Origin of the sequence: Streptococcus mitis (genome assembly GCF_000722765.2) — a bacterium.
GTDB lineage: Bacteria > Bacillota > Bacilli > Lactobacillales > Streptococcaceae > Streptococcus > Streptococcus mitis_AQ.
This window is the reverse complement of sequence record NZ_CP028415.1, coordinates 1,865,775-1,885,503: the sequence shown is the minus strand read 5'-3', so window position 1 is coordinate 1,885,503 and position 19,729 is coordinate 1,865,775. Positions and strand designations below refer to the sequence as shown.

The following is a 19,729-nucleotide window of genomic DNA, read 5'->3' as shown; positions in this document are numbered from 1 at the left end:
ATACTCAATGAAAATCAAAGAGCAAACTAGGAAGCTAGCCGCAGGCTGCTCAAAGCACTGCTTTGAGGTTGTAGATAGAACTGACGAAGTCAGCTCAAAACACTGTTTTGAGGTTGTGGATAGAACTGACGAAGTCAGTAACCATACCTACGGTAAGGCGATGCTGACGTGGTTTGAAGAGATTTTCGAAGAGTATAAGGTCCAAATTTATCTATTTGTGTTTCGGTTCACTGCATTACTGCATTCAAAATCCGTCAGCTCAATAAGAGTTGACGGATTATTTTATACTTGTACTTGGGTTAAAAATTCTTCTGTAGTAAGAATTTGAGCAAACTCATCTTGTAGAGAAAGGAGATTAATCTCATGGATAGTCTCAGGAGAGATGGTCTGACCGTTTTTGTTAGATAGGGTAAAACTGGCAGTGGCATCTGCTAGTAAAGTGACTTCAAAACCAAGATTTGCTGCCATTCGTGTCGTAGTGGATATACAATGAGGCAGAGTCAAACCAACAACGACTAAATGACAAATCTGTTTTTTTCGTAAATATGTTTCAAGATTTGTTCCAATAAAGGCGCTATTAACCGTTTTTTGAAAGACAGGTTCTGAGGTGATCGGTTCAAATCCACTTTTAAACACCTGATTTTGTTTGTTATGAAATTGCGACTGGGGATTGTCAGATATGTGTTGAACATGTAAGACTGGAAGAGCGTGTTTACGAAAGTACGCCAGTACCCTCAATGCTTGTTGTTCAGCTTGAGGGTTGTTCCGTTCTCCCCAGATAGGTCTATTAAATGCTTTTTGCATATCGATAATCAGTAGAGCAGTATGAACCATTTTAAGCCTTATCCAATTGCAAGAGGGCTTCAATCTCTGCTAGGGTACTAGCTTGTGAAATGGCTCCACGGAGTTTGGCTGCGCCAGATGTTCCACGGAGGTAGTGAGGAGCGAGGCCACGGAATTCACGGACTGCAACATTTTCTCCCTTGAGATTAATCAAGCGTGTTAGGTGTTCATAGGCGATTTTCATCTTGTCTTCAAAGGTCAAATCAGGTAGAATTTCCCCTGTTTCAAAGTAATGGTTGATTTGGTTGAAGAGGTAAGGATTTCCCATAGCAGCTCGTCCAATCATGACAGCGTCAGCACCAACTTCTTCGATGCGTTGTTTGGCTTCTTGGACCGTACGGATATCACCGTTGGCGATAAATGGAATTTTTGTCAGAGCTTGGGCAACCTTATGAAGGGTCTCAAGGTCTGCGTGACCTGTATACATTTGCTCACGGGTACGGCCATGCATAGCAAGGGCAGAAACACCTGCTGCTTCAGCAGCGAGGGCATTTTCTACTGCAAGAGATGGGTCCGCCCAGCCGGTACGCATTTTAACAGTAAGGGGGATATCAAGGACAGATTGGACCTTGTTGATGATAGAGTAAATCTTGTCTGGATCCTTGAGCCACATAGCGCCAGCTTCGTTCTTCACGATTTTGTTAACTGGGCAGCCCATGTTGATATCCACGATATCGGTTTTAGTGTTTTCTTGGATGAATTCTGCTGCGCGTGCTAGGCTATCTTCATCGCTACCAAAAAGTTGGATAGAGACAGGGTTTTCGCCTTCGTCGATATGAAGCATATGCAAGGTTTTTTCATTGTTGTATTGGATTCCCTTGTCAGAGACCATTTCCATGACAACGAGTCCAGCTCCGAGCTCTTTTGCGATGGTACGAAAGGCTGAGTTTGTCACGCCAGCCATAGGCGCTAAAACGGTACGATTGGGAATCTCAACATTGCCAATCATAAAGGGTGTATTAAGATTTGTCACGAATGAGTTCCTCCAGGTCGTTTTCATCAAAGTTATAAGTTGTTTGGCAGAATTGACAAGTGATTTCTGCCCCGTGGTCTTCCTCTTTCATTTCCTGCAAGTCTGAGCTTGGAAGGCTAGCAAGAGCGTTCATAAAGCGCTCATGGCTACAGTCACATTGGAAACGGATTTCTTCTTCAGAAAGACGCTTGTAGGCCTCGTTACCGTAGATAGCCTTGAGAAGGGCTTCGATATGGTCGTCGCTTTCGAGAAGCGTTGAGATAGCTGGCATTTCTTGGATGCGTTTTTCAAAGCGAGCAATCTCTTCTTCCTTGGCTCCCGGTAAGACTTGAACTAGGAAACCACCTGCAACCTTGACCTTGTCTTCCTCGTCCAAAAGGACATTGAGACCGACTGCTGAAGGCGTTTGTTGGCTTTCAGTCAGGTAAAAGGCAAGGTCTTCACCGATTTCTCCAGAGATGAGGGGTGTCATAGAGTTGTAAGGATTTCCAGTACCGTAGTCTGTGATAACGAGGAATTGACCGTTTCCAACAAAAGGTCCGACTAGGACTTCACCAGTTGCAGTCTTTTTGATATCGACACCAGGATTTTGAACGTAACCTTTGACGTTCCCCTTGGTATCAGCGACGGTGATGATAGCACCTAGTGAGCTAGATCCCAGCACCTTAACTGTTAGTTTAGTATTTCCTTTTTCATTGGCTGCGAGAATCTGGCTAGCGATAAGAGTTCGACCAAGCGCTACAGTTGAGCTAGCTTGGGTTTGGTGTTTTTCTTGAGCAGTACGGACGGTTTCTGTGCTATCAAGGACAAAAGCACGAAAGGCTCCGCTTTCTGATATAGTTTTAATAATTTTATCCATAGCTACTATTTTAGCATAAAAATGCCCAAAGAGGGAGCCGTGTGTTTGCTGATTTTCAGGATAATGGACCAGGAAATCAGCATGAAAACAAAAAGAGAAACAGATTATTTCAGCATTTGTAAGATTTATGCTATGCTTAAGATAGAAAATGAAAGGGGTAACAAATGTATTTAGGAGATTTGATGGAGAAAGCCGAGTGTGGTCAATTTTCAATCCTTTCCTTTCTATTACAAGAGTCTCAGACGACCGTCAAGGCTGTAATGGAGGAAACAGGATTTTCAAAAGCAACCCTAACCAAATATGTCACCCTGCTCAATGACAAGGCTTTGGACAGTGGCTTAGAGATGAACATCTCCTTAGAAGATGAAAATCTGCGCCTGTCAATCGGTGCAGCTACCAAGGGGAGAGATATCCGGAGCTTATTTTTGGAGAATGCTGTTAAATACCAGATTTTGGTTTATCTTCTCTACCACCAACAGTTTTTAGCCCATCAGCTGGCTCAAGAATTGATGATTAGTGAGGCTACGCTTGGTCGCCACTTAGCTAGCTTAAATCAGATTTTGTCAGAATTTGATTTATCCATCCAAAATGGACGTTGGCGGGGTCCAGAGCATCAGATTCGCTATTTCTATTTCTGCCTTTTCCGCAAGATCTGGTCCAGTCAGGAGTGGGAAGGTCACATGCAGAAACCAGAGAGAAAACAGGAGATTGCCAGTTTAGAAGAAATCTGCGGTGCAAGTTTGTCTTCGGGTCAGAAATTGGACTTGGTTTTGTGGAGTCACATCAGTCAGCAACGTCTTCGGGCCAATGCCTGTCAGTTTCAAGTCATAGAAGAGAAAATGCGAGGGTATTTTGACAATATTTTCTACCTTCGTTTGCATCGAAAGGCTCCGTCCTTTTTCGCTGGACAACACCTTCCTCTAGGAACTGAGGATGGGGAGATGATGATTTTCTTCTCTTTCCTCCTATCTCATCGCATTCTTCCCCTTCATACTATGGAGTATATCCTTGGTTTTGGAGGGCAGTTGGCAGATTTGCTGACACAATTGATTCAAGAAATGAAGAAGGAGGAGTTGCTGGGTGATTATACAGAGGACCATGTTACCTATGAACTCAGTCAGCTTTGTGCTCAAGTCTATCTCTATAAGGGCTATATTTTACAGGATCGCTACAAGTACCAGTTAGAGAATCGCCATCCTTATTTGCTGATGGAACATGATTTTAGGGGAACGGCAGAGGAGATTTTTCATGCTTTACCTGCCTTTCATCAGGGGACAGACTTAGATAAGAAAATTCTTTGGGAATGGCTCCAGTTGATCGAATATATGGCAGAAAATGGTGGTCAACATATGCGGATTGGTCTGGATTTGACCTCTGGTTTTCTTGTTTTTTCAAGAATGGTAGCCATTTTGAAACGGTATTTGGAATACAATCGCTTTATTACCATTGAAGCCTATGACCGAACTCGGCATTATGATTTGCTGGTTACCAATAACCCGATTCATAAGAAGGAGCAAACACCAGTTTATTATTTAAAAAATGACTTGGATATGGAAGATTTGGCAGGGATTCGTCAGTTATTATTCACTTAAAAGGCTTGGTTGTTCCAGGTCTTTTTTGTGAAATTCACACAATCTCCTCACATTTTTTTAAAAATTAAAAAAAGTTGATAAACAAGAAAGCGCTTTATTTTGTATACTAGTTACTGTAAAGAGGAGACATCCTCAAGATCATTATCAGGAGGACAGCACATGTCACAAGAAAAATTCATTATGGCCATTGACCAGGGGACTACAAGCTCTCGTGCCATTATTTTTAACAAAAAAGGGGAAAAGGTTAGCTCGAGTCAAAAAGAGTTCACTCAGATTTTCCCTCAGGCAGGTTGGGTTGAGCACAATGCCAATGAAATTTGGAACTCTGTTCAGTCAGTTATTGCGGGTGCTTTCATCGAAAGTGGTGTCAAGCCAAATCAAATCGAAGCCATCGGGATTACCAACCAGCGTGAAACAACTGTTGTCTGGGATAAGAAAACAGGGCTCCCTATCTACAACGCTATCGTTTGGCAATCACGCCAGACAGCACCTCTGGCTGAACAACTAAAAAGCCAAGGTTATGTGGAAAAATTCCATGAAAAGACTGGTTTGATCATCGATGCTTACTTCTCTGCGACCAAGGTTCGTTGGATTTTGGACCATGTAGAGGGTGCTCAAGAGCGAGCAGAAAAAGGGGAATTGCTCTTTGGTACTATTGACACTTGGTTGGTTTGGAAATTGACAGACGGTGCGGCTCACGTGACTGACTACTCAAATGCAGCTCGTACCATGCTTTATAACATTAAAGAACTCAAATGGGATGATGAGATTTTGGAAATTCTCAACATTCCTAAAGCAATGTTGCCTGAGGTTCGTTCTAACTCTGAAATCTACGGTAAAACAGCCCCATTCCATTTCTATGGTGGAGAAGTGCCAATCTCAGGTATGGCTGGGGACCAACAAGCAGCCCTCTTTGGACAGTTGGCCTTTGAACCAGGTATGGTTAAGAATACTTATGGAACAGGTTCCTTCATCATCATGAATACTGGTGAAGAAATGCAGTTGTCTGAAAACAACCTCTTGACAACCATTGGTTACGGAATTAACGGCAAGGTTTACTATGCCTTGGAAGGTTCTATCTTCATCGCAGGAAGTGCCATTCAGTGGCTTCGTGACGGTCTTCGCATGGTTGAAAATTCACCAGAATCTGAAAAATACGCTCTTGATTCTCACAACAATGATGAAGTTTATGTCGTTCCAGCCTTTACAGGTCTAGGTGCTCCATACTGGAACCAAAACGCTCGCGGTTCTGTCTTTGGCTTGACTCGTGGAACAAGTAAAGAAGACTTTATCAAGGCGACTTTGCAATCTATCGCTTATCAAGTGCGTGACATCATTGACACCATGCAAGTGGATGCGCAGACAGCTATCCAAGTCTTGAAAGTAGACGGTGGTGCAGCTATGAACAACTTCCTCATGCAGTTCCAAGCTGACATTTTGGGAATCGATATCGCACGCGCCAAAAACTTGGAAACAACAGCTTTGGGGGCAGCCTTCTTAGCAGGTTTGTCAGTAGGTTACTGGAAGGATTTGGATGAGTTGAAACTCTTGAACGAGACAGGAGAACTCTTTGAGCCATCGATGAACGAATCACGTAAGGAACAACTCTACAAGGGTTGGAAGAAGGCTGTAAAAGCAACTCAAGTCTTTGCGGAAGTAGACGACTAATACTGGAAGAATAAAGCGACTCAGTTAGAAAGTGTGTAAATATGGAATTTTCAAAGAAAACACGTGAATTATCAATTAAAAAAATGCAGGAACGTACCTTGGACCTCTTGATTATCGGTGGAGGAATCACTGGTGCTGGTGTAGCCTTGCAGGCGGCAGCTAGCGGTCTTGAGACTGGTTTGATTGAAATGCAGGACTTCGCAGAAGGAACATCCAGCCGTTCAACAAAATTGGTTCACGGAGGTCTTCGTTACCTCAAACAATTTGACGTAGAAGTGGTCTCAGATACGGTTTCTGAACGTGCAGTGGTTCAACAAATCGCACCACACATTCCAAAACCGGACCCAATGCTTTTGCCAGTTTACGATGAAGATGGAGCGACCTTTAGCCTCTTCCGTCTTAAAGTAGCTATGGATTTGTACGACCTTTTGGCAGGAGTTAACAACACACCAGCTGCAAACAAGGTATTGAGCAAGGAAGAAGTCTTGGAACGCCAGCCAAACTTGAAGAAAGAAGGCTTGGTAGGAGGTGGGGTTTACCTTGACTTCCGTAACAACGATGCGCGTCTTGTGATTGAAAACATCAAACGTGCCAACCAAGATGGTGCTCTCATTGCTAACCATGTTAAGGCAGAAGGCTTCCTATTTGACGAAAGTGGCAAGATTACAGGTGTTGTAGCTCGTGATCTCTTGACAGACCAAGTCTTTGAAATCAAAGCTCGTCTGGTTATCAATACGACAGGTCCTTGGAGTGATAAGGTACGCAATTTGTCTAATAAGGGAACACAATTCTCACAAATGCGTCCAACTAAGGGAGTTCACTTGGTAGTGGATTCAAGCAAGATCAAGGTTTCACAGCCAGTTTACTTTGATACAGGTTTGGGTGATGGCCGTATGGTCTTTGTTCTCCCACGTGAAAACAAGACTTACTTTGGTACAACTGATACAGACTACACAGGTGATTTAGAACATCCAAAAGTGACTAAAGAAGATGTAGATTACCTACTTGGCATTGTTAACAACCGCTTCCCAGAAGCCAACATCACCATTGATGATATCGAAAGCAGCTGGGCAGGTCTTCGTCCATTGATCGCAGGCAATAGCGCTTCTGACTACAATGGCGGAAATAACGGAACTATCAGTGATGAAAGCTTTAATAACTTGATCGCGACTGTTGAATCTTATCTTTCTAAAGAAAAAACGCGTGAAGATGTTGAGTCTGCTGTCAGCAAGCTTGAAAGCAGCACCTCTGAGAAACATTTGGATCCATCTGCAGTTTCACGTGGTTCTAGCTTGGACCGAGATGATAATGGTCTCTTGACCCTTGCTGGTGGTAAAATCACAGACTACCGTAAGATGGCTGAAGGAGCTATGGAGCGCGTGGTTGACATCCTCAAAGCAGAATTTGACCGTAGCTTTAAACTCATCAACTCTAAGACTTACCCTGTTTCAGGTGGGGAATTGAACCCAGCAAATGTGGACTCAGAAATCGAAGCCTTTGCGCAACTTGGAGTGTCACGTGGCTTGGATAGCAAGGAAGCTCATTACCTAGCAAATCTCTATGGTTCAAATGCACCGAAGGTCTTTGCTCTTGCTCACAGCTTGGAACAAGCGCCAGGACTCAGCTTGGCGGACACCTTGTCCCTTCACTATGCAATGCGCAATGAGTTGGCACTTAGCCCAGTTGACTTCCTTCTTCGTCGTACCAACCATATGCTCTTTATGCGTGATAGCTTGGATAGCATCGTTGAGCCAGTTTTGGATGAAATGGGACGATTCTATGACTGGTCAGAAGAAGAAAAAGCAGCTTACCGTGCGGACGTCGAAGCAGCCCTCACTAACAACGATTTAGCAGAATTAAAAAATTAAGAAAAAATAAAAGAGGTGGAGGGCAGGACTCCTTGTCGCCCGCCCCTTCTTTTTAATGGAGACAGAAAAATGATGAATGAATTATTTGGAGAATTTTTGGGGACTTTAATCCTGATTCTTCTAGGAAATGGTGTTGTGGCTGGTGTGGTTCTTCCTAAAACCAAGAGCAACAGCTCAGGTTGGATTGTGATTACTATGGGGTGGGGGATTGCAGTTGCGGTTGCAGTATTTGTATCTGGCAAGCTCAGTCCAGCTCATTTAAACCCAGCTGTGACCATCGGTGTGGCCTTGAAAGGTGGTTTGCCTTGGGCTTCCGTTTTCCCTTATATATTAGCCCAGTTCGCAGGGGCTATGCTGGGTCAGATTTTGGTTTGGTTGCAATTCAAACCGCATTATGAGGCAGAAGAAAATGCAGGAAATATCTTGGCAACCTTCAGTACTGGTCCAGCCATCAAGGATACTGTATCAAACTTGATTAGCGAAATCCTTGGAACATTTGTTTTGGTGTTGACAATCTTTGCTTTGGGTCTTTACGATTTTCAGGCAGGTATCGGAACCTTTGCAGTGGGCACTTTGATTGTTGGTATCGGTCTATCACTAGGTGGGACAACAGGATATGCCTTGAACCCAGCTCGTGACCTTGGACCTCGTATCATGCACAGCATCTTGCCAATTCCAAACAAGGGAGACGGAGACTGGTCTTATGCCTGGATTCCTGTTGTAGGACCTGTTATCGGAGCAGCCTTGGCCGTTCTTGTATTCTCGCTTTTCTAATCTAGAAAACAATTATGTTGATAGAGCTTGAGATGAGTATCTCAGGCTTTTTTCATTGAGTATAACTTATTAGTACTATCCAACAACGATAATAATCATTCCTTTAAAAGTAGGAATAATAAAGGCAATAGTTTTTGCTTTTTTATGTGAAAAATCTCACTTTTGTTTTCTGCTATTTTATGCTAAAATATTAAAAATCAAATTTAATTCCAAAGTTGGCAACTAAAGGGGGAGCGCTATATGTCTAATTCATTTATCAAGTTGTTAGTCTCTCAATTGTTTGCAAATTTAGCAGATATTTTCTTTAGAGTAACAATCATTGCTAACATATACATTATTTCAAAATCAGTAATTGCCACGTCACTAGTTCCCATTTTAATAGGGATATCCTCTTTTGTTGCGAGTCTTTTAGTTCCTTTAGTTACTAAAAGGATAGCGCTAAATAGGGTTTTATCTTTATCCCAATTTGGAAAGACTATATTATTAACGATACTGGTAGGAATGTTTACCGTAATGCAATCCGTAGCGCCTTTGGTGATCTATCTATTTGTTGTTGCAATTTCCATATTAGATGGTTTTGCAGCACCCGTTTCCTATGCTATTGTGCCGCGCTATGCGACCGATTTGGGCAAGGCTAACTCAGCCTTGTCAATGAGTAGTGAAGCTGTTCAATTGGTGGGTTGGGGATTAGGTGGACTCTTATTTGCAACAATTGGTTTTTTACCTACCACGTTTATCATTTTAATCTTGTATATCATTTCTAGCTTTCTGATGTTATTGCTTCCTAAGGCTGAAGTGGAGGTGTTAGAGTCAGAAACTAATCTTGAAATTTTACTCAAAGGTTGGAAGTTAGTTGCTAGAGATCCTAGATTAAGACTTTTTGTATCAGCAAATTTATTTGAAATTTTCTCAAATACGATTTGGGTTTCGTCTATCATACTTGTCTTTGTAACTGAGTTATTAAATGAAACGGAAAGTTACTGGGGATATTCTAATACAGCATATTCTATCGGGATTATAATTAGTGGCTTAATTGCTTTTCGGCTATCTGAAAAGTTTCTTGCTCTTAAGTGGGAAAGTATTCTTTTTTCTCTTATAGCCATGGCAATAGTGACGCTGACTATTCTATTTTTTCCAAATGCACAGATGTTTTTAGTATTTTCAGCTTTAGTTGGTATGTTATCGCAGCTAAAAGAAGTTCCTGAAAGTGTATTTCTTCAGGAAACAGTAGAGGAAAATAACTTGGTTAATGTCTATTCCGTTCTGGAAGTGATTTCGACACTATCATTTTCAGTATTTGTTTTGCTAATGAGCTATATTACTGAGAGTTTTGGTATTAGCATCAGTTTTTGGCTATCAGCCATTTGTCTGATGATAGAAGCTATTTTAATTTATATCAGACGAGATTATTTTAGGTGAGAGACTAGTTAAAAAGTCTTGAAAAATTAGAAAAGCGCATAGTATCAGGTGTTGAAAAACTTGATATTGTGCGTTTTATTACGGGAAGATTTACTTCATTGTCTCCTGAAATAGAGTTTTGAAGCAGGGTCACTCTATTTGAAAATATACATAGAAAAACCGCATAATTTTAAAATTGGCTTAAATATAATGAAAATCTACGGCAAACAATTGAGAAATTACCCTAGAAAGTGGTATAATGGTAGAAAAATACTATAGTAAGAGTCTATCTTATTTAGTAAAAATTACAGAAATGAATGGTTTTTCTTGATGAAACAGAGAAAAGAATTGTACCTCTTTCTTGGTCGGACAGCCTTGTATTTTCTTATCTTTCTAGGGCTGCTTTACTTCTTTAGCTATCTTGGTCAGGGTCAAGGAAGCTTTATCTATAATGAATTTTAACTTGAAGGAGAATTCCTATTGTGTCAAATAAACCAATAGTAGATATGATTGAAACCATTGAGCATTTTGCTCAGACACAGCCTAGCTATCCTGTTTACAATGTTTTGGGACAGGAACACACTTATGGAGATTTGAAGGCTAATTCGGATAGTTTGGCTGCAGCCATTGACCAACTAGGCTTGTCTGAGAAGTCTCCTGTGGTTGTTTTTGGTGGCCAAGAATATGAAATATTGGCAACCTTTGTAGCGCTGACTAAGTCAGGTCATGCCTACATTCCAATTGATAGCCATTCGGCCTTGGAGCGAGTTTTGGCTATTTTAGAAGTAGCAGAGCCAAGTTTGATTATTGCCATCTCAGACTTTCCATTGGAGCAGGTTTCTACACCGATGATGACTCTGGATCAGGTTCAAGAAGCCTTTACTCAAGGGACTAGCTATGAGATCACGCATCCAGTCAAGGGAGATGATAATTACTACATTATCTTTACTTCTGGTACGACTGGTAAGCCTAAAGGAGTGCAGATTTCCCATGATAATCTCCTCAGCTTTACCAACTGGATGATTACGGACAAGGAATTTGCGACACCGAGTCGTCCGCAAATGCTGGCTCAGCCACCTTATTCTTTTGATCTATCTGTCATGTACTGGGCACCGACCTTAGCACTTGGTGGTACACTTTTCGCTCTTCCTTCAGCTATTACTCAGGACTTTAAGCAACTCTTTGCGACCATCTTTTCATTGCCAATTGCTATCTGGACATCAACACCTTCCTTTGCAGATTTGGCTATGTTGTCAGAAGACTTTAATAGTGAGAAAATGCCTGGAATCACGCATTTCTACTTTGATGGTGAAGAATTGACGGTTAAAACGGCTCAAAAACTACGCGAACGTTTCCCAAATGCCCGTATTATCAATGCTTACGGCCCAACAGAAGCGACAGTAGCCCTGTCAGCAGTTGCTGTGACAGACGAGATGTTAGTGACTCTCAAACGCCTACCAATCGGCTATACCAAGGCTGATTCTCCAACCTTTATCATTGACGAGGACGGCAATAAATTGCCAAATGGTGAACAGGGAGAAATCATTGTTTCTGGACCAGCCGTTTCAAAAGGTTATATGAACAATCCTGAAAAAACGGCAGAAGCCTTCTTTGAATTTGAAGGGTTGCCAGCCTATCACACAGGCGATGTGGGAACTATGACAGATGAAGGCTTGCTTCTCTACGGCGGACGCATGGACTTCCAGATTAAGTTCAACGGTTACCGCATTGAGTTAGAAGATGTCTCTCAAAACCTCAACAAGTCTCGCTTTATTGAGTCTGCTGTTGCTGTTCCACGTTATAACAAGGACCACAAGGTACAAAATCTACTGGCTTATGTCATCTTAAAAGACGGTGTTCGTGAGCAGTTTGAGCGAGATATCGATATTACCAAGGCTATCAAGGAAGATTTAATAGATATCATGATGTCCTACATGATGCCGTCCAAATTCCTTTATCGAGACAGTTTGCCACTGACTCCAAATGGAAAAATTGACATCAAAGGATTGATTAACGAGGTGAATAAGAGATGATGGAGTTCTTTCAACAGCTTCCTCATTTAGAGCCATATGGGAATCCTCAGTATTTTGTCTATGTGATTGCTGCAACCTTGCCCATCTTTATCGGTCTCTTTTTCAAGAAACGCTTTGCCTGGTACGAGGTATTGGTTAGTCTCTTCTTTATCGTTACCATGCTGGTAGGTGGGAAGACCAATCAATTAGCTGCCTTGGGTATTTATCTGTGCTGGGAAATATTGCTCGTACTCTTCTACAAGCATTATCGAAAAAGTAAGGATGGCAAGTGGGTCTTCTACCTAGTTAGTTTTCTGTCCCTCCTTCCGATTATCTTTGTCAAGGTGCAGCCGGCTATCAATGGAACGCAGTCTTTGCTTGGGTTTTTGGGAATTTCTTACCTGACCTTTCGTTCGGTTGGGATTATCATCGAGCTGAGAGATGGAGTGATTAAGGATTTTACCCTCTGGGAATTCCTCCGTTTTCTTCTCTTCATGCCGACTTTTTCAAGTGGCCCAATCGATCGCTTTAAGCGATTTAATGAAAATTATCAGACCATTCTTGAGCGGGATGAGTTGATGGATATGTTGGATGAATCTGTTCGCTATATTATGTGGGGATTTTTGTACAAGTTTATCCTAGCTCATGTTTTAGGAGAAACCTTACTCCCTCCTCTGAAGAATCTAGCCTTGCAGTCAGGTGGCTTCTTTAACCACTATGCCTTGGCAGTCATGTATACCTTTGGTCTGGAGCTCTTTTTTGACTTTGCAGGGTACTCTATGTTTGCCTTAGCCATTTCAAATTTGATGGGAATTCGTAGCCCTATCAACTTTAACAAACCTTTTTTATCAAGAGATTTAAAGGAATTTTGGAATCGCTGGCATATGAGTCTGTCCTTCTGGTTCCGTGACTTTGTCTTTATGCGAATGGTCATGGTATTGACCAGAAAGAAGGTCTTTAAAAATCGCAATGTAACCTCAAGTGTGGCCTACATTGTAAATATGCTGATTATGGGATTTTGGCATGGTGTGACCTGGTACTACATCGCCTATGGACTCTTTCATGGGATTGGAATGGTCATCAATGACGCTTGGATTCGTAAGAAAAAAACACTCAATAAGGAACGGAAAAAAGCAGGGAAGCCTGCTCTACCTGAGAATCGCTGGATTCAGTTGCTTGGCATGGTTATCACCTTCCATGTCGTTATGCTGTCATTCTTGATCTTTTCTGGATTTTTGAATGATTTATGGTTTAAAAAATAAAAGGAAATAAAATATGGATATCAAATCAGAAGTTATCGAAATTATTGATGAGTTGTTTATGGAAGATGTTTCTGACATGATGGATGAAGATCTTTTTGATGCAGGTGTCTTGGATAGTATGGGAACGGTTGAGTTGATTGTGGAGATTGAAAACCGTTTTGACATTCGTGTCCCTGTAACAGAGTTTGGTCGTGATGACTGGAATACAGCTAATAAAATCATAGCTGGCATTGTGGAGCTACAAAATGCTTAAACGCTTATGGATGATCTTCGGGCCGGTCTTGATAGCTGGTTTGTTGGTTTGTCTGCTTATCTTTTTCTATCCTGCTGAGATGAATCATGATCTGGGAGCTGAGAAGCGTTCGGCGGTGGCTACTACCATCGATAGTTTTAAGGAGCGAAGTCAAAAGGTCAGAGCCCTATCTGATCCAAATATGCGTTTTGTTCCCTTCTTTGGCTCCAGTGAATGGCTTCGTTTTGACGGTGCTCATCCTGCGGTATTGGCTGAGAAATACAACCGCTCTTATCGCCCCTATCTTTTAGGACAGAGGGGAGCTGCCTCGCTCAATCAGTATTTTGGGATGCAACAGATGCTGCCACAACTGGAGAATAAACAAGTTGTATATGTTATCTCGCCCCAGTGGTTTAGTAAAAATGGCTATGAGCCAGCAGCTTTTCAGCAGTATTTTAATGGAGACCAGTTGACCAGTTTTCTGGAACATCAATCTGGAGATCAGGCTAGTCAATATGCAGCGACTCGCTTACTGCAGCAGTTCCCAAACGTGGCTATGAAGGACCTGGTTCAGAAGTTGGCAAGTAGAGAAGAATTGTCGTCTGCAGACAATGAAATGATTGAATTATTGGCTCGGTTTAATGAACGCCAAGCTTCCTTTTTTGGTCAGTTTTTAGTTAGAGGCTATGTCAATTATGATAAGCATGTAGCTAAGTATTTAAAGACCTTGCCAGATCAGTTTTCTTATCAAGCTATAGAAGATGTTGTCAAAGCAGATGCAGAAAAGAATACTTCTAATAATGATCTGGGAATAGAGAATTATTTCTATAATACGCAGATTAAGAAGGATTTGAAGAAATTAAAGGATTCTCAGAAAAACTTTACCTACCTCAAATCACCAGAGTACAATGACTTGCAGTTGGTGTTAACCCAGTTTTCTAAATCCAAGGTAAACCCGATTTTTATCATTCCACCTGTTAATAAAAAATGGATGGACTATGCTGGTTTACGAGAAGATATGTACCAACAAACGGTGCAGAAGATTCGCTACCAGTTAGAAAGTCAAGGGTTTACCAATATAGCAGATTTTTCTAAGGACGGTGGGGAAGCTTTCTTTATGAAAGATACCATTCACCTTGGTTGGTTAGGTTGGTTGGCATTTGATAAGGCCGTTGATCCCTTCCTATCCAATCCCACCCCAGCTCCGACTTACCATCTGAATGAGCGTTTTTTCAGTAAAGACTGGGCGACTTACGATGGAGATGTCAAAGAATTTCAATAGATGAATGACGAAATAATCAATGATTTAACTCTAAAAGTTAGGCAATTAGTCTGATTTTTAGGGTTTTCTTTTTGCTAATAAAGATGTGTATTTATAGATATTGATGTTTAAAAAGAATGAACTTCATCTGGCTAGAGAACTCATATAGTGGTATAATTTAAGAAACATAATGAAAATAGCTTTAGTATGGATGCATTACGATATAGAGGGGAAAAGATGGATATAGATAGAACTATTTCAGTACAGATTCAAGGTTTGTTGGTGTTTGAAAGTCCTCTTCATCATGATGAGCGTGGCTATTTTTTAGAGAATTGGCGAAAGAAAGATTTGCTTGCAAATGGGGTTCCAGAATCATTCTTTCATCATAAACTTCAAAATAATGTGTCTGTTTCAAAGCAGGGGGTTATCAGAGGGATGCACTGTCAGGGCTATGAAAAATTGATGACAGTAGCCTGTGGGACTTTCAAAATGATTTTTATCGATCTACGAATAGATTCTCCAACTTACAAATCTGTAGATGTGATAGATGTCAAACCTGGTAGGGCTGTTTTTGTCCCTGGCGGAGTTGCTAATGGTGTACAGTCGTTAGTTAACAATGGGATATTGAATTACCTGGTTGCTGATTATTATGATCCACATAAAAACTATTTAGGTATTACACCATTGGACAAGGACGCTGATTTGTCGTGGGATTCTCTTTTAAAACCAATCATTTCTGAAAAAGACCAAGCTGCTAAAACTTTTAAAGAAGTTCTTGAAATAATTGAATCAAGCAAGAAGAAAGTGGCCTTAATTGGTTCAACAGGTGCAGTTGGGAAAATTTTATTTGATACATTAAGTAAACTATCTGATATTGATTTAAGTTGTTTCAATAGAAATAATATTGAAGAAGCTTTGAAAGATTTTTATGATGTGGTTATTTGTACTGCTCCGTCATCAGAAAAATTATTAACCAATTTAAGTTTGAAAAACGATGATGCGGAAATAGAGAAATTAGTAAATGTCCTAAAAAATATTCAGACAGGTCATATGATTTTAGTATCTACGAAGTCTGTATTTGATAGTGGTTCCAGATATAGCGCTATTCATCAAAAGATTTATAATGGCGTGATTGAGGCTCATCAAAATAGCAATACTATTTATATTATGGACACCTTATATGGAAAAACGCTGAAAAAGGGCTTTATTAACGATTTGCTTTCTAGACAATGGACTTATATTTCAAATGATATTGTTTTGGGCAAGCCTAAGTTAGAAAAATATTATCAAAAAGTAAATGATCAATTGTGGGCTTTAGTAGAGCTTCTTCCAGATGAATTGTTGATGGATTTAGAGCCAATTTCTGATATTTATCCTGATGAGATGTGCTATCAAGTAACAGCAATAAAAGATTTGGTTGGTCATCTGGTAGCGAATTTAAATAGGATTGATGGAGTGAAATTGGGTATCGATAATTCTGAAGTTTTTACAGGTAAACAAATTAAGAATTTAGTGAAAAATCCTGATGATTCCATTTTAGGACAGTACTTTAAACAGCAAAAAGGAGATTCGAATCTTGAAAATTTATGAAAATAATAGAGGTTTTCAACTAGGAAATTTGCTCTATCTCTTACTACAAGCGCATAGAGATCGGATGATGGGCTATGAGGAAAGTTATGTCTTACGAACAGGATATTTTCAGTTTGCCCAAACCTTTTTTCCAAAAACCGCTGTCTTATTTTCAAAAGCAAATGGTATCGAATTAGAAGATTTTGGTTATTTCCAAGAGGCAGGTGTTGACTATTCTTCAGAAGAATTGGACTCTTTTTGTAGAGAGTATTTGATTGAACCAGTAGTAGCAGCTTCTACTCAATTTGAAGAGAAAAATGTGACAATTGCCATTAGAAGAACGGATTTTCTCAATGAACGAAATAGAAAAAATTACGGTTATAACGCTCAATTGTATATCGGTTCTTGTTTAGAGAAGATAGCAGCAATTGAAAGGGATAATTTTCAACATTTAACCATCCGAATTACTTCAGATGATGTTGCCTGGTGTCGTGAAGAATTGGTACCTTTTCTACATTCTCAGTACCATTTTGAAAATCCGATTATAGTTGAGGAGCAGGATATTCAAGACAACTTTTTACAACTGTATAGCTGTAACAAGTATTTCATTTGTCCCAATTCGACTTATTGTTATTGGGTAGGTTATATTTTAAGATTAGCAAAGCCTTTTGTAAAAGTGTTTGTTCCTGATTTTAATACTTTACTTGAACAAAATGGAAAACAAATTGCAGATACAAGAGACTGGGAAGTTGTCAGTGTTGACCGTACTGGCTTTGAGTAAAATGTGTTAAAGGAAAATTAAATGAACTATAAAAATATCGTTGTGACTGGTGGAGCTGGTTTCCTTGGTTCGAATTTTGTTCGATACCTAAAAGAGACTTATAAGGATATTCAGATTAGGATTTTGGATAATTTGACTTACGCCTCTTCTCTGAAGACCATTGAAGATTTGTTGGGTGACGGAGTAGCCTTCCATAAACTGGATATCGCAAATGAGTTAGAATTAAGCAACCATATCGATGAAGGAGTTGATTTGATTGTTCATTTCGCAGCAGAATCTTTTAATGACAAGTCTTTGCATGACACGTCTGTTTTTGTGAAAAGTAATATTGTCGGGACGCACAATCTTTTAGAGTTAGCCAGGAAGTATGATATCCGTTTCCATCATATTTCGACAGATGAGGTTTACGGGGATTTTCCATTAGAAAGTAAGGATAAATTCACTGAAAAAACGCAGTACAATCCAAGTTCTCCCTATGCTGCTACAAAGGCCTCTGCAGATTTATTGGTGAAAGCATGGGTTCGTTCTTTTGGTGTCAGGGCTACGATTTCCAACTGTTCAAATAATTATGGACCCTATCAAAATCCTGAGAAATTTATCCCAAGACAAATCACCAATCTTTTAACTGGTCAGCAGGCAGTCCTATATGGAGCAGGGCTTAATATTCGTGACTGGATTCATGTCAAAGACCATTGTCGAGCTATTGATACCATTATTGATAAAGGTGTGATTGGTGAAACCTACTTGATTGGGGTAAATAATGAATGCACGAATATCGAAGTTTTACAGAAAATCTTGTTGCAGTTAGGAAAATCTCAGGAAGATTTCAAGTATATAGCAGATAGACCCGGACACGACCTTCGTTATGGAATTGACGCTAGTAAGTTATATACTGAATTAGGTTTTACACCTCTCTACGTGGATTTTGATAAGGGATTAAAAGAAGTGATCCGTTGGTATCAAGACCATGAAGATTGGTGGCAAGAGATGATTGCACAAAAGCAAGATGCTAAGTAAGAGTTTGTAAGAATATTAGGAGAAGTTAAATTTGGAGAATATAATTTTTTGTTCATCTCCCTTCCAGGTTTTAGTCGCTAAAGAAGTTGTACAGGCTGTTTCAGAAGACTTTATCGGGATTTATTTAAAGATGTCAAATGATGAGAGACAGACTTACTATGCTGAACGGATGGAGGAATTTTGTAAGGAAGTCCTTGTTTTAGAAGGAAAGGCAGTCTTGAATGATATTCAGGAGTTTTTGAAAGACAAGTCAATTCGCAATCTCTATTTAGCCAGCTTAGACAATCCTGTGGCTATTAGTATCTTTAACCCTAGCACAATGAATTTGTATACCTTTGATGATGGTAGTACTTCCATTGTACCTCTCAATCTCTATACACAAAATCTTGAGAGGGTCATTCCCTATACAAATTTTACCTTGAGAGAGATCATGTCTTTGTCAAATAGACATTATACGGTATTTGAGGACTGTGTCCTTTTTCCAAAAGACAAGCAGATTTTGTTAAAGTTTCATCTTGAACCAAATCATTTTCATAGGGCTAAAAATGATAAGAAAATAAGCGTTTTTCTGGGGCAATTTTTAGGCTCTCTCCTTTATCAGGAAGATTTGGAACTTACTCAAAAATTGACTGCTAAAGTTGTAGATGAACAGAAGATTGATTACTACTATCCCCATCCTAGAATACCTTTGAATCCCTATCAAGATAAATTGAAAGAAACTAGATTTTGCTTTGAAGAAGAAATTTATCTTTTGCTAGAGGAATATGAGTTTGTTGAGGTACATGGTTTTTACTCAACTTCGCTTTTATTGATCAAAGATATAGAGGGTGTATCGGTTCATGGGTATCGGACCTTTTTAACAACTCATGAATCAAATGTTTTTGCAAAACAAGGTGTGCCTTATCAAAATGTGTCCCAATCGGACACACCTGTTGATATTGTCATGCCTGTCTATAATGGCGCTGAAACCATTAGCCAAACGATTGACTCTGTTTTAAATCAAACCCATCAAGCCTTTCGACTGCTCATTGTGGATGATGGTTCGACAGATAATACAGAGGAAGTATGTAAGCCATATCTAGTAGACGAGCGAATACAGTATATCAAGGAAGGTCATAAAGGGATTTCAGAAACGTTAAATCGTGGAGTTGGTTTGTCTCAAACGGCTTATATAGCCAGACAAGATGCAGATGATGTATGGATGCCTTGGCATCTCGATTTTCTCTTGCAGGAGTTAGAGAAAAATCCTCAACTTGACCTTATCGGGGCTAGAGTTGTCGCAGAAGAAGATGCTATAACAGATAAAATCAAACGAAATCGATCTCATCACTTATCGGGAGAAAAATTATGGTTAGAGCTTGCTTATCAAAATGTATTTAACCATTCAACTGTTATCTTTAAACGCTCTGCCTATGATGAAGCAGGAGGCTATGATGCTAATTATGATGGATTTGAAGATTGGCATTTATGGGCTCGCATGGTCACAAAAGACAATGCTTTAGTATTGAATGTTATGACAACTTACTATCGCTTATCGGAGCGTCATAAACGAGGGATGGCTTTCCGTGCAAGACTAGCAAGAAGTCGTGGATTAAGATTGGAAGATGTGATGGACTAAAC

At 40.1% G+C, this 19,729-nt stretch carries 17 protein-coding genes; 14 read left to right on the top strand and 3 right to left on the bottom strand.

All coding sequences use genetic code 11. The features are described 5' to 3' along the window. Positions 1–282 precede the first annotated feature (282 nt). The 3 genes from SK637_RS09385 to hslO are packed head-to-tail and all read right to left on the bottom strand — an operon-like array spanning position 283 to position 2,675. The gene (locus SK637_RS09385) at positions 283–834 is read right to left on the bottom strand and encodes a cysteine hydrolase family protein (RefSeq protein ID WP_033689549.1); all 552 of its coding nucleotides are present in this window, start codon (positions 832–834) and stop codon (positions 283–285) included. Between the two features lies 1 nt (position 835). Continuing rightward, a complete protein-coding gene (dusB, locus tag SK637_RS09380) occupies positions 836–1,816 on the bottom strand; it encodes a tRNA dihydrouridine synthase DusB (protein WP_000183309.1) in 981 nt (326 codons plus the stop codon). Further along, positions 1,803–2,675, bottom strand: a complete 873-nt coding sequence (gene hslO, locus SK637_RS09375) for an Hsp33 family molecular chaperone HslO (RefSeq protein ID WP_033689547.1) — start codon at positions 2,673–2,675, stop codon at positions 1,803–1,805. Before hslO ends, dusB begins: the two co-directional genes overlap by 14 nt. Positions 2,676–2,839: 164 nt before the next feature. Between hslO and SK637_RS09370 the strand changes: the two genes are divergently transcribed. The 14 genes from SK637_RS09370 to SK637_RS09305 all read left to right on the top strand — a co-directional run bounded on the left by SK637_RS09370 (position 2,840) and on the right by SK637_RS09305 (position 19,727). Beyond that, complete coding sequence (locus SK637_RS09370) at positions 2,840–4,267, top strand: AcpB/EbpR/MafR family transcriptional regulator (RefSeq protein ID WP_033689545.1); 1,428 nt, start codon at positions 2,840–2,842, stop codon at positions 4,265–4,267. A 159-nt stretch (positions 4,268–4,426) separates the two neighbouring features. Continuing rightward, the gene (glpK, locus tag SK637_RS09365; protein WP_033689542.1) at positions 4,427–5,935 is read left to right on the top strand and encodes a glycerol kinase GlpK; all 1,509 of its coding nucleotides are present in this window, start codon (positions 4,427–4,429) and stop codon (positions 5,933–5,935) included. A gap of 41 nt (positions 5,936–5,976) precedes the next feature. Then, complete coding sequence (gene glpO, locus SK637_RS09360) at positions 5,977–7,803, top strand: type 1 glycerol-3-phosphate oxidase (protein ID WP_033689539.1); 1,827 nt, start codon at positions 5,977–5,979, stop codon at positions 7,801–7,803. 69 nt (positions 7,804–7,872) lie between these two features. Then, positions 7,873–8,577, top strand: coding sequence for an MIP/aquaporin family protein (locus SK637_RS09355; protein WP_000980822.1), 705 nt, complete (start codon positions 7,873–7,875; stop codon positions 8,575–8,577). A gap of 240 nt (positions 8,578–8,817) precedes the next feature. After that, on the top strand, positions 8,818–9,996 hold the full coding sequence (locus SK637_RS09350; protein WP_033689537.1) for a ryptide export MFS transporter: 1,179 nt from the start codon (positions 8,818–8,820) through the stop codon (positions 9,994–9,996). 309 nt (positions 9,997–10,305) lie between these two features. Then, positions 10,306–10,437 (top strand): teichoic acid D-Ala incorporation-associated protein DltX, encoded by a 132-nt coding sequence (locus tag SK637_RS09345; RefSeq protein WP_000813667.1) that lies wholly within the window; start codon positions 10,306–10,308, stop codon positions 10,435–10,437. Between the two features lie 20 nt (positions 10,438–10,457). After that, complete coding sequence (gene dltA / locus SK637_RS09340) at positions 10,458–12,008, top strand: D-alanine--poly(phosphoribitol) ligase subunit DltA (protein ID WP_033689536.1); 1,551 nt, start codon at positions 10,458–10,460, stop codon at positions 12,006–12,008. Continuing rightward, on the top strand, positions 12,005–13,249 hold the full coding sequence (dltB, locus tag SK637_RS09335; RefSeq protein ID WP_033689535.1) for a D-alanyl-lipoteichoic acid biosynthesis protein DltB: 1,245 nt from the start codon (positions 12,005–12,007) through the stop codon (positions 13,247–13,249). Before dltA ends, dltB begins: the two co-directional genes overlap by 4 nt. 13 nt (positions 13,250–13,262) lie before the next feature. Further along, entirely contained in the window at positions 13,263–13,502 is a 240-nt protein-coding gene (dltC, locus tag SK637_RS09330; RefSeq protein ID WP_000351967.1) for a D-alanine--poly(phosphoribitol) ligase subunit DltC, read from the top strand. Then, on the top strand, positions 13,495–14,763 hold the full coding sequence (dltD, locus tag SK637_RS09325; protein WP_033689531.1) for a D-alanyl-lipoteichoic acid biosynthesis protein DltD: 1,269 nt from the start codon (positions 13,495–13,497) through the stop codon (positions 14,761–14,763). Before dltC ends, dltD begins: the two co-directional genes overlap by 8 nt. Before the next feature lie 186 nt (positions 14,764–14,949). After that, positions 14,950–16,332: a dTDP-4-dehydrorhamnose 3,5-epimerase family protein gene (locus tag SK637_RS09320; protein WP_237397632.1), complete on the top strand. Its 1,383-nt coding sequence runs from the start codon at positions 14,950–14,952 to the stop codon at positions 16,330–16,332. Next, positions 16,319–17,092, top strand: a complete 774-nt coding sequence (locus SK637_RS09315; protein ID WP_033689529.1) for an alpha-1,2-fucosyltransferase — start codon at positions 16,319–16,321, stop codon at positions 17,090–17,092. Before SK637_RS09320 ends, SK637_RS09315 begins: the two co-directional genes overlap by 14 nt. Before the next feature lie 21 nt (positions 17,093–17,113). Beyond that, positions 17,114–18,109, top strand: coding sequence for a dTDP-glucose 4,6-dehydratase (gene rfbB, locus SK637_RS09310; protein WP_033689528.1), 996 nt, complete (start codon positions 17,114–17,116; stop codon positions 18,107–18,109). Positions 18,110–18,140: 31 nt separating this feature from the next. Next, positions 18,141–19,727: a glycosyltransferase family 52 gene (locus SK637_RS09305; RefSeq protein WP_033689526.1), complete on the top strand. Its 1,587-nt coding sequence runs from the start codon at positions 18,141–18,143 to the stop codon at positions 19,725–19,727. Positions 19,728–19,729: the final 2 nt, after the last annotated feature.